This window comes from Acinetobacter sp. S-1 (assembly GCF_059579785.1).
In genome coordinates this window covers 2,910,561-2,933,852 of record NZ_CM184207.1, presented here as the reverse complement: position 1 = coordinate 2,933,852, position 23,292 = coordinate 2,910,561, and the positions used below count along the sequence as shown (strand labels likewise).

Annotated in this window: 23 protein-coding genes; 13 read left to right on the top strand and 10 right to left on the bottom strand. The window is 39.3% G+C overall.

Annotated elements, in window-relative coordinates; translation table 11 throughout:
* Nucleotides 1-135: 135 nt before the first annotated feature.
* Complete coding sequence (gene rhtC, locus AC52J8_RS14085) at nucleotides 136-756, top strand: threonine export protein RhtC (protein WP_086400217.1); 621 nt, start codon at nucleotides 136-138, stop codon at nucleotides 754-756.
* 41 nt (nucleotides 757-797) lie between these two features.
* Here rhtC and AC52J8_RS14080 read toward each other — a convergent pair whose 3' ends face one another.
* The 6 genes from AC52J8_RS14080 to yihG form a co-directional block, all read right to left on the bottom strand.
* Nucleotides 798-1,085: a PA4642 family protein gene (locus tag AC52J8_RS14080; protein WP_069035917.1), complete on the bottom strand. Its 288-nt coding sequence runs from the start codon at nucleotides 1,083-1,085 to the stop codon at nucleotides 798-800.
* A gap of 83 nt (nucleotides 1,086-1,168) precedes the next feature.
* Entirely contained in the window at nucleotides 1,169-1,441 is a 273-nt protein-coding gene (gene minE / locus AC52J8_RS14075; protein ID WP_000896934.1) for a cell division topological specificity factor MinE, read from the bottom strand.
* 2 nt (nucleotides 1,442-1,443) lie between these two features.
* Nucleotides 1,444-2,256 carry a septum site-determining protein MinD gene (minD, locus tag AC52J8_RS14070; protein ID WP_002121719.1) on the bottom strand — a complete coding sequence of 271 codons (813 nt, stop codon included), beginning with the start codon at nucleotides 2,254-2,256 and terminating at the stop codon, nucleotides 1,444-1,446.
* A gap of 66 nt (nucleotides 2,257-2,322) precedes the next feature.
* The gene (minC, locus tag AC52J8_RS14065) at nucleotides 2,323-3,051 is read right to left on the bottom strand and encodes a septum site-determining protein MinC (RefSeq protein ID WP_005075304.1); all 729 of its coding nucleotides are present in this window, start codon (nucleotides 3,049-3,051) and stop codon (nucleotides 2,323-2,325) included.
* A 120-nt stretch (nucleotides 3,052-3,171) separates the two neighbouring features.
* Nucleotides 3,172-4,218 (bottom strand): hypothetical protein, encoded by a 1,047-nt coding sequence (locus tag AC52J8_RS14060; RefSeq protein WP_005803142.1) that lies wholly within the window; start codon nucleotides 4,216-4,218, stop codon nucleotides 3,172-3,174.
* Between the two features lie 16 nt (nucleotides 4,219-4,234).
* Entirely contained in the window at nucleotides 4,235-5,161 is a 927-nt protein-coding gene (gene yihG / locus AC52J8_RS14055; protein WP_017398885.1) for a 1-acylglycerol-3-phosphate O-acyltransferase, YihG family, read from the bottom strand.
* 246 nt (nucleotides 5,162-5,407) lie between these two features.
* On the opposite strand from yihG, the gene AC52J8_RS14050 reads away from it, so the two are divergent.
* From AC52J8_RS14050 to AC52J8_RS14005, 10 genes are all read left to right on the top strand, one after another.
* A complete protein-coding gene (locus AC52J8_RS14050) occupies nucleotides 5,408-6,061 on the top strand; it encodes a YiaD family glycine zipper/OmpA-like lipoprotein (protein WP_009390536.1) in 654 nt (217 codons plus the stop codon).
* A 193-nt stretch (nucleotides 6,062-6,254) separates the two neighbouring features.
* A complete protein-coding gene (locus AC52J8_RS14045) occupies nucleotides 6,255-8,294 on the top strand; it encodes a UvrD-helicase domain-containing protein (RefSeq protein ID WP_005070868.1) in 2,040 nt (679 codons plus the stop codon).
* Between the two features lie 24 nt (nucleotides 8,295-8,318).
* Nucleotides 8,319-8,771, top strand: a complete 453-nt coding sequence (gene dut / locus AC52J8_RS14040) for a dUTP diphosphatase (protein ID WP_086400216.1) — start codon at nucleotides 8,319-8,321, stop codon at nucleotides 8,769-8,771.
* A gap of 199 nt (nucleotides 8,772-8,970) precedes the next feature.
* A complete protein-coding gene (locus AC52J8_RS14035; RefSeq protein WP_086400215.1) occupies nucleotides 8,971-10,389 on the top strand; it encodes a phosphomannomutase/phosphoglucomutase in 1,419 nt (472 codons plus the stop codon).
* Between the two features lie 15 nt (nucleotides 10,390-10,404).
* Nucleotides 10,405-11,310: an acetylglutamate kinase gene (gene argB, locus AC52J8_RS14030; RefSeq protein WP_002121716.1), complete on the top strand. Its 906-nt coding sequence runs from the start codon at nucleotides 10,405-10,407 to the stop codon at nucleotides 11,308-11,310.
* Nucleotides 11,311-11,432: 122 nt separating this feature from the next.
* Complete coding sequence (locus tag AC52J8_RS14025; RefSeq protein WP_016144532.1) at nucleotides 11,433-12,215, top strand: GNAT family N-acetyltransferase; 783 nt, start codon at nucleotides 11,433-11,435, stop codon at nucleotides 12,213-12,215.
* A gap of 108 nt (nucleotides 12,216-12,323) precedes the next feature.
* On the top strand, nucleotides 12,324-13,172 hold the full coding sequence (locus AC52J8_RS14020; protein WP_086400240.1) for a class II glutamine amidotransferase: 849 nt from the start codon (nucleotides 12,324-12,326) through the stop codon (nucleotides 13,170-13,172).
* Between the two features lie 251 nt (nucleotides 13,173-13,423).
* The gene (locus AC52J8_RS14015; RefSeq protein WP_086400214.1) at nucleotides 13,424-13,879 is read left to right on the top strand and encodes a bacteriohemerythrin; all 456 of its coding nucleotides are present in this window, start codon (nucleotides 13,424-13,426) and stop codon (nucleotides 13,877-13,879) included.
* A gap of 153 nt (nucleotides 13,880-14,032) precedes the next feature.
* A complete protein-coding gene (locus tag AC52J8_RS14010) occupies nucleotides 14,033-15,100 on the top strand; it encodes an SLC5/6 family protein (RefSeq protein ID WP_347749224.1) in 1,068 nt (355 codons plus the stop codon).
* Nucleotides 15,100-15,414: an RnfH family protein gene (locus tag AC52J8_RS14005; RefSeq protein ID WP_086264827.1), complete on the top strand. Its 315-nt coding sequence runs from the start codon at nucleotides 15,100-15,102 to the stop codon at nucleotides 15,412-15,414. Before AC52J8_RS14010 ends, AC52J8_RS14005 begins: the two co-directional genes overlap by 1 nt.
* Before the next feature lie 64 nt (nucleotides 15,415-15,478).
* On the opposite strand, the gene AC52J8_RS14000 is transcribed toward AC52J8_RS14005, so the two are convergent.
* Complete coding sequence (locus AC52J8_RS14000; protein WP_002121740.1) at nucleotides 15,479-15,877, bottom strand: outer membrane protein assembly factor BamE; 399 nt, start codon at nucleotides 15,875-15,877, stop codon at nucleotides 15,479-15,481.
* Between the two features lie 111 nt (nucleotides 15,878-15,988).
* Here AC52J8_RS14000 and fur point away from each other — a divergent pair, with 111 nt between their 5' ends.
* Entirely contained in the window at nucleotides 15,989-16,426 is a 438-nt protein-coding gene (fur, locus tag AC52J8_RS13995; protein ID WP_016141990.1) for a ferric iron uptake transcriptional regulator, read from the top strand.
* A 69-nt stretch (nucleotides 16,427-16,495) separates the two neighbouring features.
* Here fur and AC52J8_RS13990 read toward each other — a convergent pair whose 3' ends face one another.
* Both AC52J8_RS13990 and AC52J8_RS13985 read right to left on the bottom strand, forming a co-directional pair.
* Entirely contained in the window at nucleotides 16,496-17,614 is a 1,119-nt protein-coding gene (locus AC52J8_RS13990; protein ID WP_032037409.1) for a PilT/PilU family type 4a pilus ATPase, read from the bottom strand.
* A 19-nt stretch (nucleotides 17,615-17,633) separates the two neighbouring features.
* Nucleotides 17,634-18,671, bottom strand: coding sequence for a type IV pilus twitching motility protein PilT (locus AC52J8_RS13985; RefSeq protein WP_002121749.1), 1,038 nt, complete (start codon nucleotides 18,669-18,671; stop codon nucleotides 17,634-17,636).
* 126 nt (nucleotides 18,672-18,797) lie between these two features.
* On the opposite strand from AC52J8_RS13985, the gene AC52J8_RS13980 reads away from it, so the two are divergent.
* On the top strand, nucleotides 18,798-19,490 hold the full coding sequence (locus AC52J8_RS13980) for a YggS family pyridoxal phosphate-dependent enzyme (protein ID WP_208753176.1): 693 nt from the start codon (nucleotides 18,798-18,800) through the stop codon (nucleotides 19,488-19,490).
* Nucleotides 19,491-19,690: 200 nt separating this feature from the next.
* Here the strand turns inward: AC52J8_RS13980 and AC52J8_RS13975 are convergent, their stop codons facing one another.
* Entirely contained in the window at nucleotides 19,691-23,287 is a 3,597-nt protein-coding gene (locus AC52J8_RS13975) for an AAA family ATPase (protein WP_208753177.1), read from the bottom strand.
* Nucleotides 23,288-23,292 lie beyond the last annotated feature (5 nt).

Genomic DNA, 23,292 nt, shown 5'->3' with positions numbered 1-23,292 from the left:
CCTCTTCGGAGGCTTTTTTATAACTTAAATAAAGTGAACCTATTTATAAATGACTTAAAGATTTTATCGTCTAGTAAAAAAATGCTAATGTATTTTCCCTAAATAAATAACAATGAATTAAATTAGGAGAAAGACATGCTATTAGCTCTGATTACTTTAGCCTTTATTCACTTTTGCGCACTTATTACTCCCGGGCCTGATTTTTTCCTTGTATCTCAAACTGCCATTAGCCGGTCTCGTAAAGACGCTATGCTGGTCGTTGCTGGTATAACGGCGGGTGTTATGTTTTGGGCGTGCTTGGCACTGATGGGATTAAATCTTATATTTGAGAAAATGGCTTGGTTAAAGCAAGGATTGCTCATTGCTGGTGGCTTATATCTATGTTGGTTGGGCTATCAGATGCTACGTTCGGCTTTTTCAAAAAATGAGCAAGAGGGCAATGTTGCTGTTGAGCTCCCAAAAGCACCTTACTTATTTTTTATTAAAGGTTTGATAACCAATTTATCAAATCCAAAAGCTGTTATTTATTTTGGTAGTGTTTTCTCTTTATTTTTAGCTAATCCTCAACTTGATCAAGTTCACTGGCTACTATTTATTATTGTCACGGTCGAGACAATTTTATGGTTCTGCTTTGTGACTTTTATTTTTTCATTACCGAGTTTTAGAGTAGCTTATCGTAATTTTTCAAAATGGATTGATGGTATTTCTGGCGGTATTTTTACAGTATTTGGCATTTTCCTGATTGGCAATCGATAAGCTTAGATAAGAAAAAAGCCTCTTTAAGAGGCTTTTTATTTTTAAGCAAACTTTGTTAGAACTTCTAAAAATGGTGCCGATTGACGCGGAAACTTAGCAATTACATCATGGATGCGTTGGCCTTCAGGGTCTTTAGCATTAATATCGCGTCCATCCGCAATAAATTGCTTTAAAAGACGCTCATAGTCTGTTGGGCGCATATGTTTGAATGCATGGTAGAGCACATGAAAATCTGCATTCACACCACTTGGAGGAAGTTGGTTGAGGTAGGCAAAAACACGCTCATCGGACCATTCTTCATTGAAAGTTGCTGGCTGTGATAATGCCATGACAATCTCCTCATTTTAAAAAAGGCAAAATAACTTGCGTTATTTTGCCTTGATTCTGATTTATTGAATAGTCAGAAATAGAATTATCGTTCTTCAGGTAAATTGATATTCATTTCTAACATTTCGATATTAGCTTCAGAGCGAACTTGCATTTGGATATGCTGTTCACCTACACCGCTAACATAACGACTAACCACTTGCATGATTTCTTTTTTCATCTGATCAATTTTGTCTTGGCTTAAACGGCGGCCTAAACCTTGTTCAGAAGCAACAATAACTTTCAAACGATCTTTGGCAGTTTGAGCACTTGATGGTTTTTCTTCGCTGCTAAATAATTTACTCCAGAATCCTGCCATATCTACGCTCCAAATAGTCGTGCTAACCAGCCTTTAGGTTGAGCTGTGATGTGTCGATAAGGACGGTCTTCGCCAAGGAAGCGTGCAACCAAATCATCATACCCCTGACCAGCTTTAGTTTCTGAATACAGAATAACTGGCTTACCTTCGTTTGATGCTTGTAATACACTTGGACATTCTGGAATAACACCTAATGTCGGTACGCGTAAAATATCTTTAGAAATATCATCAATTGTCAGCATTTCCTGACGGTCAGCACGTTCTGGGTTAAAACGTGTAATACATAAATGTTTACGTATACGCCCTTCGTTGTGTTCAACTTTCTTGGTTTTGCTATCTAACATACCAATAATACGGTCAGAGTCACGTACTGAAGAGATTTCAGGGTTTGTTACAATGATTGCTTCATCTGCATGATACATGGCTAAAATCGCGCCACGCTCGATCCCAGCAGGTGAGTCACAAATGATGTAATCAAACTCTTGAGATAACTCATCAATAACTCGAGCAACACCTTCGTCGCTCAACGCATCTTTATCACGTGTTTGTGAAGCCGGTAAAATATAAAGGTTTTCGATATCTTTATCGCGAATAAGGGCTTGTTGCAGACGTGCTTCATTATTAATAACATTAACGAAATCATATACAACACGACGCTCACAACCCATAATCAAATCAAGGTTACGTAAGCCTACATCAAAATCAATCACAACAGTTTTATGACCACGAAGGGCTAAACCTGTTGCAAAAGATGCGCTCGTTGTAGTTTTACCTACACCACCTTTGCCTGATGTTACGACAACAATTTTGGCCACCGAATCCACTCCTATTATGGTCATACACCCTTAAAAGGGCTGTTTTTTGGTGATTTGCTTAATAAATTAAAGTTCTAGAGCTTCAAATTCAAGCTCTTGCTTTTCATTTAAATAAATATGTACTGGTTTTTTTACCACATGTTTAGGGATATCATCTGCGACACAATACGTTCCGGCAATGGAAACGAGCTCAGCCTCTAAAGATTGGCAAAAAATGCGTGCAGCTGCGTGCCCGCCCGCACCAGCAATGACTCTACCACGAACTGTGCCATAAATATGTATATTTCCTGAAGCGATCACCTCGGAACCACTATTCATGCCAGCCTTTAAAATAATATCGCCGTTATCTTGTACAAGGGATTGGCCTGTACGCAAAATTTCATCATGATAAGAGGTAATATGAGCGACCGCTATCTTGTTTAGTGGTTTTTTTGTTTCTGCTGAAGACGAGGCAGGAGCTGTAGCAGGTTTTTCCACAATAGCCACTTGTTCAGCTGTCGCTTTAATGCGTTGTAATGGTTGATCTGCCGGTAAAACAGGGAATTGAATAGCGCGAGCCTCATCTCCTAAAATACCGTCGATTACCGCCATTGGTTGTAAACCCAAGCTCACCAGAAGTTGAATCAATGCAATTAACTCTTGCTCAACTGTACTGTCAATAATCACTAAAGTTCCTTGATAGGAACCTTCATTTAAAATATTTGATAATTGCTGGCGGATCACATCATGATCATTGGTATCGAAGGTTATCCTGCTAAAGTTAACCATTCTGCCGGTAATCCGTATATCAGCCATAAGTCTTCCTTCAAGGCGTTAAACGAGCTGTAATATCGTTAAGTTTATTGTAAATAGGGCAAATGCTAGAACAATTCGTGCCAATTCTCTAGCGTGATTCATAAAAAATTAAATAAATGCTTATTCTTTGATTCGATCATACTCCGCAAGGGTTTGTTGCCATTGTTTGACCTTGACTTGTTTACGTACAGACTCCAGTGTCTCGAACACGACAGATTCAACCAATTGCTCAAGCTGACGATTATTAATATTGATTTCACTTACTCTTTGAGAAATTAATTGATAAGTAGGATTTGGAGCATCTTGAGATCCCTCAATTAAAGGTTCAATTAAACCTGCACTAATATTTTCACCTAATCTTTGACCAATGCTTTGAATTTGCTGTTCAATGCGGCCGCCCACTAAAGGAATTAATCGTAATAATTGAGTTAGCTCAGGCGTATCAATAATGGCTTGATCTACAATTTTGCCCACACCTTTTGTAATGGCAGGCTTTTGTTCTTTTAAAGCGGTGGCTAAAGATTCTTGTAATAATGCGGTTAGAGCGACAGTAAATTGCTCACGATGATGATTAACCAAGTCATGAATAATCTGTTTATGGCTAGAACTGGTTTCAAGTTCATATCTAATGCCATCAATCACGGTAATTACAACGCGGTCAGATAATTCTTCCATTACGACGCGATAATAAAATAGCCCAGTTTTCCGCCAGCTTTCCGGAACAACTGGATAGCCCAACTCATGTAAACGGTAAGCAATAATCCCAGCGCGGAATAAACGTAAAAAACGGAGCTGAGGAATAATAGCTAAAATTTCATACCAGTGAATAAACGGGAAAAAGAACCAACGCTTATGGTGCTTATTGATGATCGCAATGGCCCAGCGCACAAGCAGCTCAATAATTAAAAAACCAATAAACCAAGCTTCTGATGTAATCACCCACGGATGTAGCGAAGTACGATAAAAGCTGAGTACTTGGGGCAAGTGAATATGTTCGAAGAACCATGCCCCAATACTGCTCATTAAAAAGAAATTAGTTGCAAGACAGAACAAGTTAAAAATGATAATAAACACCATAAAGATGTCGTAGACCAAAAACAGCTTAAATGAAAGGCTGTTTGGGTCTACATGATGGTATTTCGTTTTTTTCCCAGAACTGTTTTGCATAATAACGGGTGCTTTCTTAAATATTTGCAGTGGTATATTGAGACTTCATTTGCTCAATAAGTTGATCTTTTTCGGTCCAAATGTCATGAACCCATTGCTGAAAACGTTCACGATAAGCTGCGTCATCTTCATAGTTGCCGCCAAGTACCCAGTCTGGAATTTCAATTTTACGTAAGTTAACCGCAATTTTAGAAACATCCCCAAGCCAGAAATCGCTATATCCCGGTACGCCATCAGGATAGACGATGGTCATATCAACTAGGGCATCGATTTTGTCACCCAAGATGTTTAATGCAAGCGCCAAGCCACCTGCTTTGGGTTTTAGCAAATGCTTATAAGGGGATTTTTGCTGGTCATGTTTTTCTTGAGTAAAACGAGTACCTTCCAAATAATTTAATAGGGTGAAGGGCTGACTTAAAAGCTGCTCACAAGCTTTACGTGCTTCCATCATGTCACGGTCTTTAAGTTCAGGATTCTTCGCGATCTGTTCTTTAGTGTGACGCTTCATCATTGGGAAGCCTAAAATTTTAAATGCTTGCCCAACAAAAGGAATAAAGATGAGTTCCCATTTAGTAAAGAAACGGGTAAGGGGCATACGGGTTAAACCAAAATATTGATTTACAGTCGTGTCAACCCAACTTTGATGATTACAGGTCATTAAATAACGACCTTGCATATTCAGATCAAGTCCTTCATCAATGGTAATGTCCCATTTTAGATTGGGTAGAACATGGTCAATTAACCAGTTATTTACCCCTAACCAGCTATTTGTAATTTGAATATTAGTTTCATCTATTTTTGATGATTTTTTTAAAAGCTTGGTCAGACCTAATGCAAGAACAGGAGGACCATGAAAAAAAGTACTTCCTGTAATGACTGTACCTACAGTGAGTCCACGTGTAATTTTTTTTAGCGCAGATTGTTTATTGGGTGCAGTTGGCATATAAATGACCCCGAATGTCTCAAATCCATAGAAAAGTTGTTCAACTATAACTGTCATAATATGAAATACAACGTTATCTTAGACAACAATGAAGAAATTGTGATGAGCTAGCATCTTAAAGTGCATCAAAATATTACAAAAACATAACTAAACTGTTTATTATTAACAAAATATCAATGTTTTATACTTCCTTTTTGTTTCATTATTCATTCAGACAACAAAACACACAAAGTGAGGAGGCATGCAATGCGTGCATTAGTTATTTCAACAGTAGTAGGGGCAGCAGTAGTTCTTTCTGGTTGTCAAACAACTGGTAATAATCTTGGTGGCGTTGAATACGATAAAACCGCATTAGGTACTTTAATTGGTGCAGCAGCTGGTTATGGTATTTCTAAATCAAATGCAAACTCTAGCCGTCAAAACAACCGTGCTGCGGCAATTGGTGCAGTTCTTGGTGCTGCTGGTGGTGTATATCTTGACCAGAAAGAGAAAAAACTTCGTCAACAAATGGCGGGTACTGGTGTAGACGTTGGCCGTAACCCAGATGGTTCTGTTCAATTGATCATGCCTGGTAGCATTACTTTTGATACAAACAAATCAAACATCAAGCCAAACTTCTACGCAACTTTGAACAAAGTGGCTCAAACTTTGGCTGAAGATAACAAGAGTGCAATTCTTGTAACAGGTTATACTGATAACACTGGTAATGACTCTATCAACATTCCATTATCACAAGCACGCGCTCAATCAGTACGTAGTTATTTAGCTAGCCAAGGTGTATCTGCTAGCCGTATCGACGCGCAAGGTTATGGTTCATCTAACCCGATCGCAGATAACTCAACTGCATCTGGCCGTGAACAAAACCGCCGTGTAGAAATCAGCATTTATGCTAAACAATAAGATCCAGTTTATTGTTTCAAAAACCACCTTCGGGTGGTTTTTTTATGGGGGCAGTACAAGAAATAATCACGACATTCTGCGGCGCATAAATTGCATTATTAGACATCATTTATACATATCCGTAGATTTACTATTGGGATTCTAAAAAAGAGATGACTATAATCATGCTCGAAAAATTAAGAGGTAATACACGATGTCATCTGCCAGTCAATTGAACAACAAGCAAGAAGAAGCCATGAAATATACTCAGGGCCCTTTATTGGTGCTTGCTGGCGCTGGTTCAGGTAAAACATCGGTAATTACGCGTAAAATTGCCTATTTGGTGCAACATTGTCGTATTCCTGCACATCGTATAACCGCGATGACCTTCACAAACAAAGCTGCCCGTGAAATGAAAGAGCGTGTGACCAAGCTTTTGTCACGTGAAGAAGCAAAAGGTTTATCCGTCTCTACTTTCCATACTTTTGGTTTAAACCTTTTACGTTTAGAACTTAAAAATTTACCTTTAAAAGCTAATTTTTCGATTTTAGATGCAGATGACTGTAAACGTATTTTGATGGATTTGATGCATCGCGATAATTTGTCAGGTGCAGAGAGTAAAGAATTAATTGCTAAAGCAATGAAGAAAATTTCAGATTGGAAAAACGATCTGATTTTGCCAGAACAAGCACATTCGACTTGTGAAACACCTGAAGATGTCCAGTTTGCACATCTCTATCAACTTTATGAACGTAATTTACGTGCCTACAATGCTGTCGATTTTGATGACTTGATTGTTATGCCAACACGCTTATTGCAAGAAAATGCAGAAGTACGTGACAAATGGCAAAACCGTGTCCGTTACTTATTGGTCGATGAATATCAAGATACCAACACCGCTCAGTATATTCTGGTCAAACTGTTAGTTGGGGTAATGGGGCAGTTCACCGCGGTAGGTGATGATGACCAGTCAATCTACGCATGGCGTGGCGCTAAGCCTGAAAATATGGCATTGCTTAAACAAGATTTCCCAAATCTACATATTATTAAGCTTGAGCAAAATTACCGTTCGACCAGCCGTATTTTAAAAGCAGCCAACTGTGTGATTCAAAACAACCCACATATTTTTGACAAGAAATTGTGGAGTGATAAAGGGCATGGGGAAGTCATCCGAATCATTACATGTCGTAATGATGACGATGAAGCAGAGCGCGTGGTAAAAGACTTACTGACTCATAAGCTGATGAACGGTAAGAACTGGAAAGATTATGCTGTGTTGTATCGCGGAAACTTTCAGGCACGTGTGTTAGAAACCCAGCTTCGTCAAATGCAAATTCCGTATAAACTCTCTGGCGGTACATCGTTCTTCGCCCGTGCAGAAATTAAAGACGTGATGAGTTATTTACGTCTTATTATTAACCCAGAAGATGATAGTGCTTTCTTACGTATTATTAATACGCCTAAACGCGCAATTGGACCAGTTACTCTTGAGAAGTTAGGCTTATTTTCACAAGAAAATAATTTGTCTTTACTCGGTGCTTCTGCTGACCAGCGTTTAAGCATGGTGCTTCCTAAAAAGGCAGAAACACAGCTTCATGAGTTTGCCGACTTTATCGCGACATTTACTCGTGAATTGTTAGAAGATGATGAGCCTGTGCCTAAAGTTCGTCAAATGATGAACGAAGCGGGTTACATGGATTACGTTCGAGAACAGTCAGCAACTCCTGCACAAGAGAAAAGTAAACTCGATAATATCGAGAACTTATTTACCAGTATTCAAAATCTGATTAATCGTGCTGAAGATGTTGATGAAAAGAATATTGAAAGTGTCATCCGAAAACTAGTTTTGCTTGATCTGTTAGAACAGCAGCAGGAAGAAGAAGATACAGATAAAGTTAACCTTCTTACTTTGCATGCAGCAAAAGGTCTGGAATTCCCATATGTATACATTATGGGACTTGAAGAAGAACTATTGCCTCACAAGAACTCGATTGCAGCAGAAACGATTGAGGAAGAGCGCCGTCTCATGTACGTGGGAATTACACGTGCACGCCAAGGTTTAACGTTAACTTTAGCGGAACAGCGTAAAAATGGCGGACAGATGAAACAAATGACGCCTAGCCGTTTCCTTGATGAGCTTCCACAAGATGAGCTCGAGTGGTTAGGGCGTAAAAAGAAAATTGCGGCTAATGTTGACCCTAAAGAACAGGCTCAACAATATCTGGCAAATTTAAAAGCTTTATTAAAGCGTTAATTTTTTTAATTTTTAGGAAATCCCATGAAAGTTCAAGTGAAATTGCTCGATCCGCGTTTAGGTAAAGAATGGCCTTTACCTTCATATGCAACAGCAGGTTCAGCTGGTTTAGATTTACGTGCCTGTTTAGATGAAGCAATTGATATTGAACCAGGACAAACTGTTTTAGTTAAAACAGGTATGGCAATTTATATTCATGATGTAAATTTTGCTGGTTTAATTTTACCGCGTTCAGGTTTAGGTCATAAACACGGGATCGTGCTTGGCAACTTAGTTGGTTTGATTGATTCAGATTACCAAGGTGAATTGATGGTTTCAGTTTGGAATCGGGGTCAAACCACATTCCGTTTAGAAGCAGGTGAGCGCTTGGCACAGTACGTTTTAGTACCAGTCGTACAAGCTGAATTTGAGCAAGTAGAAGAATTTGAAGAAACTTTACGTGGCGCTGGTGGCTTTGGTCATACAGGTAAACAGTAAGTTTTTCTAAAATATTAACGAAAATCAAACGCCTGTTGAACAGGCGTTTCTTTTTATATCTTGAATGTTACAATGGATTATATTACAACACGCTTTACTCATATTCTTTTAACTTTTTTAGCAAACAAACCTTTCAAAAATTTTGAATAATCTATGTTTTTGCGATAGATCGAATTGATCTTTAAATAGAAGATACGCTATGAATGTAAGACACTCATTTCCAAAAAGTATTTTTCGTGCTTACGATATTAGAGGCAAACTTTCTTACTTAACCACGGACGTTGTCCGTTCAATTGCCTACGGATTGGCACAACAATACAAACAAGCAAAGCAAACTCAATTAGTGATTGGCTATGATGCCCGTCTCACAAGCCCAGCCTATGCACACTTAATTGAAGAAATTTTAATAGAACAAGGTTTAAAAGTGACTAATATTGGTTGCTGTTCATCACCAATGATGTACTACATTGCACGAGATTTTGGTGGCAATGGCATTATGGTGACAGCAAGCCATAACCCAAAATCTGATAATGGTATTAAGTGGATTTTAAAAGGCGAACCGCCGTCTCCGGAAATGATTCAACAGGTGGGTGAAGAAGCCCAAACTTATGTACCAAGCCATTCAATTTCTGTACTTGAGTTAACCTTACCGCAATTTAAGGCTGAATTTTGCCAGCAATACCAACAAGCCATTTTTAAAGATATTCAGTTAAAACGTCCTTTAAAAGTTGTTTTAGATGGTTTGCATGGTTCAGCTGGGCATTGTTCAAAACTAATCTTAGAAAAAATGGGCTGTGAAGTCATTGCTTTACGCACTAATCCAAATGGAGAGTTTCCAGATCACGCACCAGATCCATCACATGCAGCTCATTTGATTAGCTTGCGAAAAGCCGTGGTCGAGCAGCAGGCTGATATTGGTATTGCTTTGGATGGTGATGGAGACCGCGTTGTTTTAGTTGATGAAAAAGCACAGATATTGACCGCAGACCGCTTATTATCGCTTTTTGCCCAAATGTGCCTTGAGCAGCACCCAGAGCAAGAAATTGTTTTTGATGTGAAATGTTCGCGTATGGTTCAAGAAACTGTCGAGAAACTTGGCGGAAAAGCAAAAATGATCCGCACGGGAAGTAGCTTCCTACGAGCTTATTTATCTCAGTCGAATGGACGTGCCATTTTTGGTGGAGAATATGCAGGTCATTATGTGTTTAATGATGGCCGTGGTTTTGGCTACGACGATGGTTTGTATGCTGCATTACGTGTAATGGAGTATTTTACCCAATCTAATGCCGCTACAATTTCTGAGTTATTTGCCCCATATCCAGAAAGATGTTGTACAGAGGATACTTATATTGGTACGTATCAGTCTGATCCAAAGTATGTATTACAAGATATTGAGATTTTAAGTCATCGCTTAGGGGCGCGTATTAGTAAAATTGATGGCGTACGTCTTGATTTTGATGATGGTTTTGGCATTATTCGAGCATCAAATACTGGTGAATACTTTACAGTACGATTTGATGCAGATAATCCTTTACGATTAAAGGAAATCCAGCAAAAATTTGTAGATATGTTGCAAGAACACTATCCGCAAATTGCACAAGAACTTTCAGAGGCCTAAGTAAGGAGAGGCGTAATGCCACAACATCAGCATATCGGTGTCGACAAAGCAAAAATCTTGATTGAAGCTTTGCCGTATATTCAACGCTTTACTGGTAAAACGCTGGTGGTGAAATACGGTGGCAACGCAATGACTGATCCGGAACTTGAAAGTTCATTTGCTCGAGACATTGTTTTACTTAAAACTGTAGGATTAAATCCGATTGTTGTTCACGGTGGTGGGCCACAAGTGGACTCATTCTTAAAGCAGTTAGGCCGTGAATCTGACCGTATTGATGGTATGCGTGTAACTGATGCTGCAACCATGGAAGTGGTTGAAATGGTGTTAGGTGGGAGCGTAAATAAATCAATCGTTAATTTGATTAATAAACACGGTGGACGTGCGATTGGTTTAACAGGTAAAGACGGTAATTTACTTCGTGCCCGCAAATTGCTCATGGAAAAGCAGGAAGAAGATGGTTCTATCAAACATATCGACTTGGGTATGGTTGGTGAAGTGACAGGCGTTAAAACAGATGTATTGGAAATGTTCACCCAAAGTGACTTTATTCCAGTGATTGCACCGCTAGGTGTAGATGAAGAAGGCAATACTTATAATATTAACGCTGATTTAGTTGCAGGTAAGGTTGCAGAAGCATTAGGCGCTGAGAAATTAATTTTGCTCACCAATATTAGCGGTGTGCTTGATGAAAATAAAAATCTGTTAACTGGCCTTACGACACAAGAAGTTGATCGCCTCATTGAAACAGGCGTGATCTATGGCGGTATGATTCCTAAAGTAGGCTGTGCGCTTGATGCTGTTAAAGGCGGCGTTGTGAGTGCACATATTGTTGATGGTCGCGTGCCACATGCCACATTACTTGAAATCTTCACTGATCATGGCGTGGGAACACTGATTTCTAACCGCACTAAAACAGCTTAAGAAATCCGTTATTCTCAATAAAAAGATCACCCTAGGTGGTCTTTTTTTATACCATTTTGATTTGGTCATTTTTTTGTCATGAGCTTTGACTAGTGTAAGGGGTGTCACTAGGAGCGTTCATTATGCTGGAAAAATTTAATCAATATCGCCAAACCTGGACTTTACCTTTAAATCGTCATAAAGCAATAAATCAGACGCAATTTCGTTTTGAGTGGGTTGATAATTTAAAAGAATTACAAGATGTACAACGGTTTCGTGCACAACAATTTAGCCAACAATTCGGAATCAAGTTTGAAGATAACTTAGACCAAGATATTTACGATTTTGGTTGTGAACATGCGGTCTTGCGTGAAAAGTGGACTGGAGAAATTGTAGCATATACGCGTCTAAAACTATTTCAAGGCCATGAAATAGCGCAGAGTTATAGTGCACATGAGTTTGATATAGTTCCTCAGTTATCGCATCTTCCAAATGTGTTAGAAATAGGCCGTACCTGTGTACATCCTCGCTTTCGTAATGGTAAAGCGTTATCTATGCTGTGGTTAAACCTTGCACCGAAAGTGCTATGGTCAATGCGTGCTAAATATTTAATGGGCTGTGTCAGCATTCATTTACAAGATAATTTGGCTAGAGCATATTACACGCATCGTCAGATTCAACAGTTATCTGAAAGCAAAACAATTGATATTCGATCTAAAAAAATCTATGAACCTGAATATCCTGAGTTTAGCTTCCCACAAGATGAACGTATGCCAAAGCTATTCCAAATGTATCTGAGCATGCAGTCAAAACTATCGAAACAGGCATTTTTTGATGAAGAATTTAACTGTCTAGATTATTTTGTATTTCTTGAGGTGAATAAAGTCGCGACCTCATTTGTCATGAATAAAATGGTGCAGCGTTAATCATATTTCCTATTTTGTAATAGCCAGCACATATTGAGATTTGCAAGCACTTTTACTCTCATGCACAATAGAGCAGATGGGGTAATTAGAAGTAGTTTAAAAAGCGATATGTGCCAGCTATTAGGAATGAATTGTGCAACACCAACGGATATCACTTTTTCTTTCCGTGGTTTTTCACAGCGTGCAGGAATTACCTCAGATCATAGTGATGGATTTGGTATTGCATTTTTCGAAGATAAGGCGTGCCGTTTATTTGTTGATAACCAATCAGCAGTTGAGTCTCCAATTGCCGATCTCATTCGTAATTATCCTATTAAATCACGTAACGTGATCGCTCATATCCGCAAAGCTACTCAAGGCAAAATCACTTTAGAAAACTCTCATCCCTTTATTCGTGAGTTGTGGGGGAGACACTGGATTTTTGCTCATAATGGCGATTTACATGACTTTAATCCGCCGTTAAGTGGACGTTTCACACCAGTAGGTAATACCGATAGTGAGCGGGCATTTTGTTATTTGCTCGATCAACTCGTTGAAGTATTTGGTTATGAAGAGCCAAGTCTTGAACAAATCTTTGAAGTATTAGAAAAGATTTCTCCGCAAATTGCAGAATACGGCACATTTAATTATTGCCTATCTAATGGCAAAGCATTATTTAGTTATGCCATTACTAAATTACATTGGCTCGTTCGCGAATATCCATTTAATCATGCTCATTTAATTGACTTAGATGTCGAAGTCGATTTTAGCCAGGTAACAACACCTGACGATCGTGTGGCAGTAATAACTACAGAACCTTTAACACATAATGAAAATTGGACAGCATATCAACCTGGTGAAATGATTTTATTTCAATATGGTCAACCAATTAAAAATGCTATTACCTTTGTAGAAAGATTAAAGCGCGAACAGGAAAATCCTGAACTTAAACGTATTACGCGTGCAGATCAGTATTAATATAAAATACATTTAAAATATATAAATAAGGAAGTTTATATATTTTATTCATTTAATGTAAAAATAGTTTGTTTAAAAAATACTTTATTATTTTAGTTGGTTAATTTTAATTAAATAATTTAAAAACAATAACTTGTGTTGAATATAATTTTTATATGCTAAAGCCGACAAATTAGGTTTGTTTTTATTTATATTCTTTAAATATATCATACAGTTTATGCAACAATCATTAAGCATCATTGGGGAGATGTATGAAAATGAAATGGGCTTCAGAATATAATACGGGTATTGATGTTATTGATGAACAACATAAGCGGATACTTGATTATATTAATGAAATTGATGATGTAAAAGATGATGAAGATAGACGTCGTATTAAGGATGTTTTAGACAATATTATCGATTATACGCAATCACATTTTACTTTCGAAGAAAGTTTGCAAGAGGAAGCTGATTATAAATATCGTGTACCTCATAAACGTGTACATGATTTATTTATTAAAAAAATAGAATTATATCGTGAACGTTTTGAAATGGGTCATACGATTGAATCAGAGTTACAAGAAATTTTAGCTAAATGGTTAATTAATCATATTCAACATGATGATGCCGATTATGTAGGAGCAGTAAAAGAAAATATGATGGGAATTATTAGAGAAAAAGAAAAAAAGAAAGGGAAAAACTGGTTTGCTCGGTTTTTCTCATAACCTGAAATAAAAATAAATCATAATTTCAGTTAGCGCGGCAAACTATCGTTTCGGTAGTTTGCTTTTTTTATTGAGCAAACTTTGATTTTCAAGCATGACACGGGCAAAATATCTCTAGTCTTTTTCAAGGAATGCATAATGCAGGACATACCTATGTCACGATGGTTATCGCCCCTGATGGCGTTTTGCTTATCTTTCATCATTATGGCGACATTGGCACCCACGATGGGCATCCAGATTGATCGTCAACTCGATTTCTGGTTATTGTGGTTAGGCACAATGTTGTTATTGGCACTACCAGTTTGTTATTTGGAAATTGCGTTAGCAAAACGGTCGAAGACTACAGCCTTAAATGCTTTATCAAGTTTAACTCGTGAAGCAGATAGTTCTCCAAAATGGCGTTTGGTTGGCTGGCTTGCGGTTATTTTTATTCCATTTTTAGCTGGTAATGTATTAAGTACTGCTGGCAATTTACTGACTACACAACTTAATAATAGTGTTTCAGGGCAACTCGTTTTTGCTGGCTTTGCTGTTGTGGCCCTCATTTTATCCCTTATTCCACGTCAGATTTTAATTTTACTGATGACGGTTGGTGTAATTGCTTCTCTTGTTTTAGCTAACACGATGGGAACGACTTTACAGCCTTGGCATTGGACCAATGTTGAGTTTAAAGAGTGGGGTAATGCAACTGTACTTGCACTTGTTGCGAGTGGGTTAGGCTTAGGGCTTTACTGGCAAAATAGTGTAGGTGCTGTTCAGCCACAAGAAGGAGCAACGAAAACTGTTCTTCCAATCTGGTTAGCTCAGTTAATTGCTGTGATTGCCTTCGGCTTCTTTTCTTTACAAGCACAGCTTCCTGTTTTTACTTGGATCTTTACCGCAGTAATGACAACAGCGTTATTTGTGCAATTGGCTAGAGAGCAGCTTGCTCAGCGTCAGCTTATGTCTGTTTTACAGTGGGTGATTATTGTTGTAGCGATTGCTGTTTGGGCTGTGCCTGAGCTTCATAATATCTTTACGCTGATTTTGATGCTTTGGGGATTACTCATTTGCTTGATCTATGCCATTTTTGCTGGCTGGATTATGAAAATTAGCCATTTGCGTAAATCTATGAATTTTAGCAATGAGTTGTTTTATAACTTATGGCGCATTGCGGTACGTATTGTATTGCCGCTTTCAATTGTCATTGCCATGATTGCGGTAATTGGACAAATGATCTGATGGAAAAAGCTCAGCAAGTGTGGGTTGCTTATGCAGCTCCAGAGCAACAGTTTTTAGTTGCTATTCCATTTGAAGCTGGTATGACTGCATTACAAGCAGTTGAGACGAGTGGTTTGCAGACACAGGTCAGTTTGCCTGAGCCATTACAACTTGGCATCTTTGGTGCAAAAGTTGAAGCACATACGATTTTGCAAGCTGGTGATCGAGTTGAGGTTTATCGACCTTTAACGATCAATCCCAAAGATATACGTCGTAAACGCGCTGAGAAAAACCCTGTGGGGCGATATATTAAAAGTAATCGCTTTAAGCAATAAGCCCCATAAACAAAACCCCTCAAAGTATTTCACTTGAGGGGTTTATTTTTATTAGAAAAAACGATTATAGTGGTGGTGCAGTTAAAATCGCTTCTTTAGAAGCAGGTAAACCTGGTTGCGATTCTGGAATAGTTTCTAAACCTTCAATTTTAGTTACAGTACCAGTTCCATCAAAGTAAATTTTTAAATGCTGACCATGTGCTGCGGGGATTTTAGCTTTTTTAGCATAAGTTCCCGGGATATAGTTGTAAATGTAGTCCCAGCGTAGAGGATTTAGAGGATCAGTCACTGTTGGACTACCAAGCAAAAAACGCACTTGCTGGAAATTCATGCCGACTTGTACTTGAGAGGCTTGAGCTTTGGTCAATGGAGTCCCTTGAGGAATATCAACCTTATACACACCAAAGATTGAACAACCAGCAAGGAGTGAAGTGACTAATAACGTCAGCACGAGTTTTTGCATTTTGCTACACTATCCCAATAAATTATGATGCATTTGATCAAAGGATAGATCATACTTCATCTAAATTCTATTGCCTATTCCAACTTGAGATTTGTTGAGAGACCTTTTTTCATGCCTATTTCCAATCAAGATTTGCGCAAAGCTGGACTTAAAGTTACCCTTCCACGAATTAAGATTTTGGAATTATTAGAAAATTCAAAACAACATCATCTTAGCGCTGAAGATATTTACAAGACTTTGTTAGAACAAGGGGAAGATGTCGGCCTTGCGACAGTTTACCGTGTGTTAACACAATTTGAAGCTGCGGGTATCATTCAGCGCCACCATTTTGAAAACAATCATTCTGTTTTTGAAATTATGCAAGAAGATCACCACGATCATTTGGTTTGCCATAATTGCAACAAAGTTATTGAATTTACTAATGATATTATCGAGAAAGAACAGCATGCTGTAGCAGAGCAACATGGGTTTACCTTAACGGGTCACTCATTAAACCTCTACGGTTACTGTAACGAACCTGAATGTCAGGAAGTGCTGCGCAAGAAATAATCGTTTTCACACAAAGAAAACAAATAAAAAAGGAAGGTTACGTTTAACCTTCCTTTTTTTATGAAGAAATTACTGTCGGTCGAAGGTTAAATGCTGATTTGTGCCTGCAATTTGATCAGGACTTTCTTCGGCAAGCTTAATTGTTAAACGCAAATCGTTTGGTGAGTCGGCATGTTTTAATGCATCTTTGTAGGTAATTTGGCCTGACTTATAAAGATCAAACAGTGCTTGGTCAAAAGTTTGCATACCGAGTTCACGTGAGCGTTTCATTAAATCTTTAATTTCATGAATTTCACCTTTACGAATATAGTCTGAAATTAATGGGGAGTTAATGAGAATCTCAATCGCTGCACGGCGCGAATTACCATCAGGCGTTGGAATAAGTTGCTGTGCAATCATGGCCTTTAAGTTAAGTGATAAATCCATGTAGAGCTGGCTATGACGGTCACTTTCAAAGAAGTGAATAATACGGTCAAGTGCTTGGTTGGCGTTGTTCGCATGCATTGTGGCTAATACAAGGTGACCTGTTTCGGCGAAGCCAATCGCGTAGTCCATAACTTCACGAGAGCGAATCTCACCAATCAAGATTACATCGGGTGCTTGTCGCAAAGTATTCTTTAAGGCAATTTCGAATGAGTCTGTATCGATCCCGACTTCACGTTGGGTAATGATGCAGCCAGCGTGTTCATGAATAAACTCAATCGGGTCTTCAATGGTAATGATATGACCTTTAGAGTTATGGTTCCGATAGCTAATCATTGAAGCCAATGATGTCGATTTACCTGTACCTGTTGCCCCTACAAAAATAATGATGCCGCGTTTGGTCATCGATAAATCTTTAAGCACAGGTGGTAATTGCAAGTCATCAATTGAGGGAATTTTAGTTTCAATTCGACGTAATACCATGCCTGGCATGTCGCGTTGCTGAAAAGCACTCACACGAAAGCGGGCAGTTTTATCACGGTTCATAATGGCAAAGTTACATTCACGAGTCTCAGCAAATTCTTTGCGTTGTTTTTCACTCATGATGGAATGTAATAGTTGTCCAATAATTTCGCCTGAAAGACTATTTTTTGAAATGGGAACAATTTGCCCGTTAATCTTCATCGATGGTGCAACGCCATCTGTAATGAAGAGGTCGGATGATTTTTTTTCAACCATTAGGTTGAGTAGGTCATTAAAATCCATATTTATTCTCTAGTTATTTTTATAGGAATGATTCAGGCTGTTTGGCAGCAGTACGAGCTGTTTGAGGGCTGATCACACCGCGAGACACCAAATTTTTTAAGCTTTGGTCGAGGGTGGTCATGCCATGATTTGCGCCAGTCTGAATAGCTGAATACATTTGCGCGACTTTGTTTTCACGAATTAGGTTACGAATTGCAGGAATACCAATCATGATTTCATGGGCTGCGACACGGCCACCGCCATTCTTTTTAAGCAGGGTTTGTGAAATAACAGCCTGTAAAGATTCAGACAGCATGGCACGAACCATGTCTTTTTCTTCTGCTGGGAATACGTCAATTACACGGTCAATGGTTTTCGCAGCAGAAGTGGTATGCAGCGTGCCAAACACCAAATGACCTGTTTCGGCAGCGGTAAGCGCTAAACGAATAGTCTCAAGGTCACGCATCTCACCGACCAAAATAATATCTGGGTCTTCACGCAGTGCTGAACGTAGCGCCTCATTAAAGCCGTGTGTATCACGATGCACTTCACGTTGGTTAATCAAACATTTCTTAGATTGGTGTACAAATTCGATAGGGTCTTCAACAGTTAAAATATGGTCATAACGATTTTCGTTGATATAGTCCATCATCGCTGCAAGGGTGGTTGATTTACCCGAACCTGTTGGTCCTGTAACTAACACAATGCCACGTGGGTAATCACAAATATCTTTAAAGATTTGGCCTAAGCCTAAATCTTCCATGGTGAGTACTTTTGATGGAATGGTACGAAACACTGCACCGGCACCGCGGTTCTGGTTAAATGCATTGACACGAAAACGCGCAACATTGGGAACTTCAAAAGAAAAGTCTGTTTCGAGCTTTTCTTCATAGTCACGGCGCTGTTTATCATTCATGATGTCATAGACCAGGCGGTGAACATCTTTGTGGTCTAAAGCTGGTAAGTTAATGCGACGGACTTCACCATCAACGCGAATCATTGGTGGCATGCCAGCAGATAGGTGTAAATCGGACGCGCCATTTTTCACAGAGAAGGCGAGTAGCTCTGTAATATCCATAATTTCCCCAAGTAAATCAAAATATGTCATTATTTTGTAGAATAATATACGGCTTTCACCGAGGCTTACCAACACCTCGCTTTAGGTGAAAAGCAAAAAAGTTTTTTGAAAATGAGAACCTTGTCAATGAATTACCTGCAAGATGCGCGTCAGCACGTATTACAGCAAATCCAAAGTGCTTGTGGACATGCTCAGCGTGCGCCTGAAACTGTGCAACTTTTAGCCGTATCGAAAACACATCCAAGTGAAAGTTTGCGTGAAATGTATGCAGCAGGGCAAAGAGCATTTGGCGAAAACTATTTGCAAGAAGCTTTGGAAAAAATCGAAGCTTTACACGACTTAGACATTGAATGGCATTTTATTGGTCATGTTCAACGCAACAAGACGAAGCATTTGGCCGAGAAATTTGATTGGGTACATGGTGTAGATCGTTTAATTATTGCCGAGCGATTATCTAACCAACGTGGCGATGATCAATCTGCACTTAATATTTGTTTGCAAGTGAATATTGACGGGCAAGATAGTAAAGATGGTTGTGCACCAGATGAGGTTGCCGAGTTAGTTGCTCAAATTAGCCAGTTACCAAAAATCAGACTACGCGGTTTGATGGTGATTCCAGCGCCAGACAATACTGGCGCTTTTGCAGATGCTAAGCGTTTGTTTGATGAGGTGAGAGAAAAACATGCTCACCCTGTAGACTGGGATACTTTAAGCATGGGAATGTCGAGTGATTTAGAGGCTGCAATTGCTGCAGGCTCAACTATGGTCCGTGTAGGGACTGCTTTATTTGGTGCTAGAGACTATTCGCAAAAAGGATGATGTACGCTATTTCGTACGTTCATTGCGTCCTTTTGCGGCTATGGCGGGAAGTGGTTTTCACTTATTATGAATTCATCAGGAGACAGGATGTTTCTAAGAATAACAATAAACAGTGATGAATGGATGCATACAGGTACGACAGGAGTTATACCAACGCAGAATCTAAAAAAGCCCCGACAGGATGTCGGGGCTTTTTAGTTTTAACCTACTATTTCAATGGTACTTGCACCTGCGCCGAGTGGTTTTACCTGAATTTGTACAGGAATACGCTCATGCATTTCTTGAATGTGTGAGATGAGAATGACCTGACGACCCTGATTTTGCAATTGATCTAAAGCATTCATCACCATATGTAAAGATGAGGCGTCTAAAGTACCAAATCCTTCATCAATAAACAGCGATTCAATTTTCATTGAGCCCGAGGCCATATTGGCAATCGCTAAAGACAAGGCAAGGGCAGTTAAGAACGACTCACCGCCAGACAAAGATGCAACAGAACGGGTTTCTCCATCCATGTCATGGTCAATAATCGCAAGACTTAGAGACTGATCTAGGCGTTTTAGCGTATAGCGTTGAGACAGCGTTGCCAGTTGCTGGTTGGCGTGTTCAACTAAAATATCTAAGTGATATTGCTGGGCATAGTCGCGGAACTCTTTTCCTTTGGCATCACCAATCAAGCCTGAAATTTTGCTCCAGCGATGTTCTTCTTGCTGAATATTTTGAATTTGCTCGGCGTATTGTTGCTGTTTAGCCAGATTTTGCTGATGGACTTCAAGCTTAAGCTTGAGGCGATCACGTACTTCAAGCTGGCCTTTGAGCTCTGTAATATTGTCTTGAATAAGGCTAACAAGCTTTTCATATTCAATATCTGGCTGAGTTTGTAAGTGCTCGCTCAATTGCTCTTGCATAGTTTTAAGGGCAGAAGAGGCTTCACTTAATAAACGCTCGGCATGATTAAGACGGTTACGAATGTCTTGCTCTTGAGCTGAATTAATTTGCATGAGCCCTGTAAGATCAGATGCTTGAAAATCAGCATGAGCTTTTAACCAGTTTTGAATTTGCTCATCAATCTGCTGCTGATGTTGTGCCGTGTGTTGATGTTGATGCTTGAGTTGGTCGAGCGCCTGTTTTTGCTGCTCAAAGTGCTGTCTGGTTTGCTCGAAACGCTGTTTAGCCTCGTGATACGCCGTTTGTTGTTGCTGACGTTTAACGTCATGCTCAATTAACCATTCGTGCGGTTTAATATCAGAGAGGCCCGTCATTTGCTGAATGAGCGACACCGCTTTTTCATTATTTTGTTGGCCTTTAAGCGTAATGTCTTTGAGATTTTGATCGACCTCATCAATTTGCTTGGTCATTTGCTCAAGATTGGCAGCTAACATTTTAAGTTCTTGTTGCTGCTGTTCAAAACGCTGTGAAAGCTGTTCTTGTTGTTCAAGCTGCTTAGCGCGTGCGTCTAAAACTGACCAAGTCTGCTTAGCTGTTTGGCTACTTGCTTGCTGCCATGCATGCTGTTCGGCTTCAGATAAACACTCAACAATATGTTGAACTTGTTGTTGCCATTGCTGTGCTGTATTGAGCAAGCTTTCATTACGTTGAATCGTTTGAACGAGCTGATTATGCTGTTTAATCGCTTGGGCTAAACGCATGTTTTCTGAGTCAAATGAATTTATGGCAGTTTGCGTGGTTTGTCTGAGTTCGTTCAGCGTTAGCAAGATTTGTTCAGGAGCTTGATTAAGCTCAATATTTAACTGATTGAGGTTAAGCGCTTGCTCAAGTTCTTGCTGTAAGTTTGTTTGTTTTGCCTGAAGTTGAGCTAGATATTTCTGAACTTGCTCAAGCTCGGCACGATACTGGGTGAGGGCATGCTGTTGGGTTTGCCACGCATTAAATGTAGTTTGCTCTAGTGCTACTGCCTGTTGCTCTTGTTGTTGCTGCAAATCGAATAAAGCTTTAGAGACTGCACTGTCATCAACACGATAGGGATGATGTGTACTTCCACAAACTAAACACGCTTCACCTTCTTTAAGATTGGCCCGTAACTGCTCAATATTTTCGGTGTGTAGTAAACGCTGCTGTTGCAGGATGTACTGTAATTTTTCACGTTCAGTTTTTGCTGTTTGGTAGTCTTGTTCAGCTAACTGGCAAACAGTTTTAAGCTGCTGCTCTTGGGCTGAGACTTGAGTTTGTTTTTCAGAGAATTGCTGAAGCTCAGCGTATAGTTCATGATAAATTTTTATTTTCTGTTGAATCAGATCTAACTGCGTTATTTGAGCAAGTTTCTGATCTTTGTCTTTACGCTGTTGCTCAAGTTTTAACTCAATTTGTTCAACTGTGCCGAGTGAAGCTGTGAGTTGTTCAACTTCACTTTTAGCTTCCGATAGCTTTTGGCGAGCAAGGGTAGGGTTACCGAGCTGTCGTTCAATCGTTTCGTAATTTTGAATAAATTGCCCAAGTTGATGTAGATGCGCTGAAAGGCCTTTGTCCAATACAGCATATTGCTGAGTCTGGGTAAGTTGTTGTTGTAGATAAACTTGACTCTGCTCAAGTTGTGCAATCTGCTGTTGCACAGTATTTTGCTGCTGTTGCAGTGGACTGAGTTTCTGCTCAAGTACATTTTTCTTTTCTTTGCACTTTTTATATTCATCGGCAATAAAGGCACGTTCTTGAATGGACTGTCGAACTTGATTTAAAGCTTGTTGATGTTGCTGCTCAAAATCGAGTGTCTGTTTGAGCTCTTGTTCTGCGAGTTGATACTGTTTTTGTCCCGTTTCAAAAATTTGCACCAACTCATTAAACTTGGTTTGCACTTGCTGAATTTGCGGCTCAAGTTGTTGTAGGGCTTGTAAATTTTGAGCTTGCTGAAAAACTTGTGGGCGTATTTCAGAGAAAACCTCGAGTCTTTTTAATTGCTCACGCTCACCAGCCAATTGTTGATGGTGATTTTGCTGGGTTTGAAACTGTTGTTGTTTCGCTTGAACTTCTTGTTCAAGTTTTGCTTTACGTTCAAACCATTGTTGCTGTTTGTCTAAAACATTTTTTTGTTGTTCTAACTGTTGATGGTTTTGCTCGGCTTGCTGATATTGTTCGGTAAAAGCCGCAATATCTTCATCAGACAAAATTTCGATATGTCCTAAAAACTCTTCAAGCTGTTTACGCTGCTTTGCAATATCGGCTGTTTTACGAAAAGCCAATTCACCGATTTTGGCGAAAATGCTGGAGTTGGTCAGGTACTCAAGTAACTCACCACGCTCGCTGTCTCGTGCTTTTAAAAACGCGGTCACTTCTGACTGAGCAAGTAGTACAGCACGAGTAAACTGTTCAAAAGAAAGCTGGGTAATTTGTTTAACTTTTTCATCAACCGCTTTGGCTTTATCGGCAAGCACCACACCATCGGTCAGGCATTTTAAATGGCGTTGTACGCTTTGTAATTTACCATTTGGGTTTTCACGCGCACGCTTAATTTCCCAGCGTGCCAAATAGCGTTTTTGATCTTGTGCAATAAAGCAAAGCTCAGCAAAACCATGTCCTGTACCACGGCGTAAGACAGTTAAAGGTGAGTTGGTCAGTAACTCAGAACCATCAACATCTTTTAATTTGCCATCACTGTCTTTCAAGCGAGGCACCCGATTAAACAAAGCCAGACACATGGCATCTAAAATGGTCGATTTACCTGCGCCTGTTTTCCCTACAATTGCAATCAGACCTGCATGGGCGAGAGGCGCGCTTTCAAAATCAATAAAGTGTTCATCAGAAAGAGATGCCAGATTTTTTATTCGAATGGATAAAATTTTCATGACAT

Bases quoted from the DNA above. Each gene is read 5' to 3' on its own strand.
- AC52J8_RS14045 (WP_005070868.1), top strand. From the start codon at position 6,255: ATGTCATCTGCCAGTCAATTGAACAACAAGCAAGAAGAAGCCATGAAA.
- yihG (WP_017398885.1), bottom strand. From the start codon at position 5,161: ATGCCAACTGCACCCAATAAACAATCTGCGCTAAAAAAAATTACACGT.
- AC52J8_RS13985 (WP_002121749.1), bottom strand. From the start codon at position 18,671: ATGGATATTACAGAGCTACTCGCCTTCTCTGTGAAAAATGGCGCGTCC.
- AC52J8_RS14005 (WP_086264827.1), top strand. From the start codon at position 15,100: ATGGAAAAAGCTCAGCAAGTGTGGGTTGCTTATGCAGCTCCAGAGCAA.
- AC52J8_RS14035 (WP_086400215.1), top strand. From the start codon at position 8,971: ATGAATGTAAGACACTCATTTCCAAAAAGTATTTTTCGTGCTTACGAT.
- AC52J8_RS14010 (WP_347749224.1), top strand. From the start codon at position 14,033: ATGTCACGATGGTTATCGCCCCTGATGGCGTTTTGCTTATCTTTCATC.
- AC52J8_RS14020 (WP_086400240.1), top strand. From the start codon at position 12,324: ATGTGCCAGCTATTAGGAATGAATTGTGCAACACCAACGGATATCACT.
- AC52J8_RS13975 (WP_208753177.1), bottom strand. From the start codon at position 23,287: ATGAAAATTTTATCCATTCGAATAAAAAATCTGGCATCTCTTTCTGAT.
- AC52J8_RS14080 (WP_069035917.1), bottom strand. From the start codon at position 1,085: ATGGCATTATCACAGCCAGCAACTTTCAATGAAGAATGGTCCGATGAG.
- AC52J8_RS14025 (WP_016144532.1), top strand. From the start codon at position 11,433: ATGCTGGAAAAATTTAATCAATATCGCCAAACCTGGACTTTACCTTTA.
- argB (WP_002121716.1), top strand. From the start codon at position 10,405: ATGCCACAACATCAGCATATCGGTGTCGACAAAGCAAAAATCTTGATT.
- rhtC (WP_086400217.1), top strand. From the start codon at position 136: ATGCTATTAGCTCTGATTACTTTAGCCTTTATTCACTTTTGCGCACTT.
- minE (WP_000896934.1), bottom strand. From the start codon at position 1,441: ATGGCAGGATTCTGGAGTAAATTATTTAGCAGCGAAGAAAAACCATCA.
- AC52J8_RS13980 (WP_208753176.1), top strand. From the start codon at position 18,798: ATGAATTACCTGCAAGATGCGCGTCAGCACGTATTACAGCAAATCCAA.
- AC52J8_RS13990 (WP_032037409.1), bottom strand. From the start codon at position 17,614: ATGGATTTTAATGACCTACTCAACCTAATGGTTGAAAAAAAATCATCC.
- AC52J8_RS14015 (WP_086400214.1), top strand. From the start codon at position 13,424: ATGAAAATGAAATGGGCTTCAGAATATAATACGGGTATTGATGTTATT.
- AC52J8_RS14000 (WP_002121740.1), bottom strand. From the start codon at position 15,877: ATGCAAAAACTCGTGCTGACGTTATTAGTCACTTCACTCCTTGCTGGT.
- dut (WP_086400216.1), top strand. From the start codon at position 8,319: ATGAAAGTTCAAGTGAAATTGCTCGATCCGCGTTTAGGTAAAGAATGG.
- AC52J8_RS14050 (WP_009390536.1), top strand. From the start codon at position 5,408: ATGCGTGCATTAGTTATTTCAACAGTAGTAGGGGCAGCAGTAGTTCTT.
- fur (WP_016141990.1), top strand. From the start codon at position 15,989: ATGCCTATTTCCAATCAAGATTTGCGCAAAGCTGGACTTAAAGTTACC.
- AC52J8_RS14060 (WP_005803142.1), bottom strand. From the start codon at position 4,218: ATGCAAAACAGTTCTGGGAAAAAAACGAAATACCATCATGTAGACCCA.
- minC (WP_005075304.1), bottom strand. From the start codon at position 3,051: ATGGCTGATATACGGATTACCGGCAGAATGGTTAACTTTAGCAGGATA.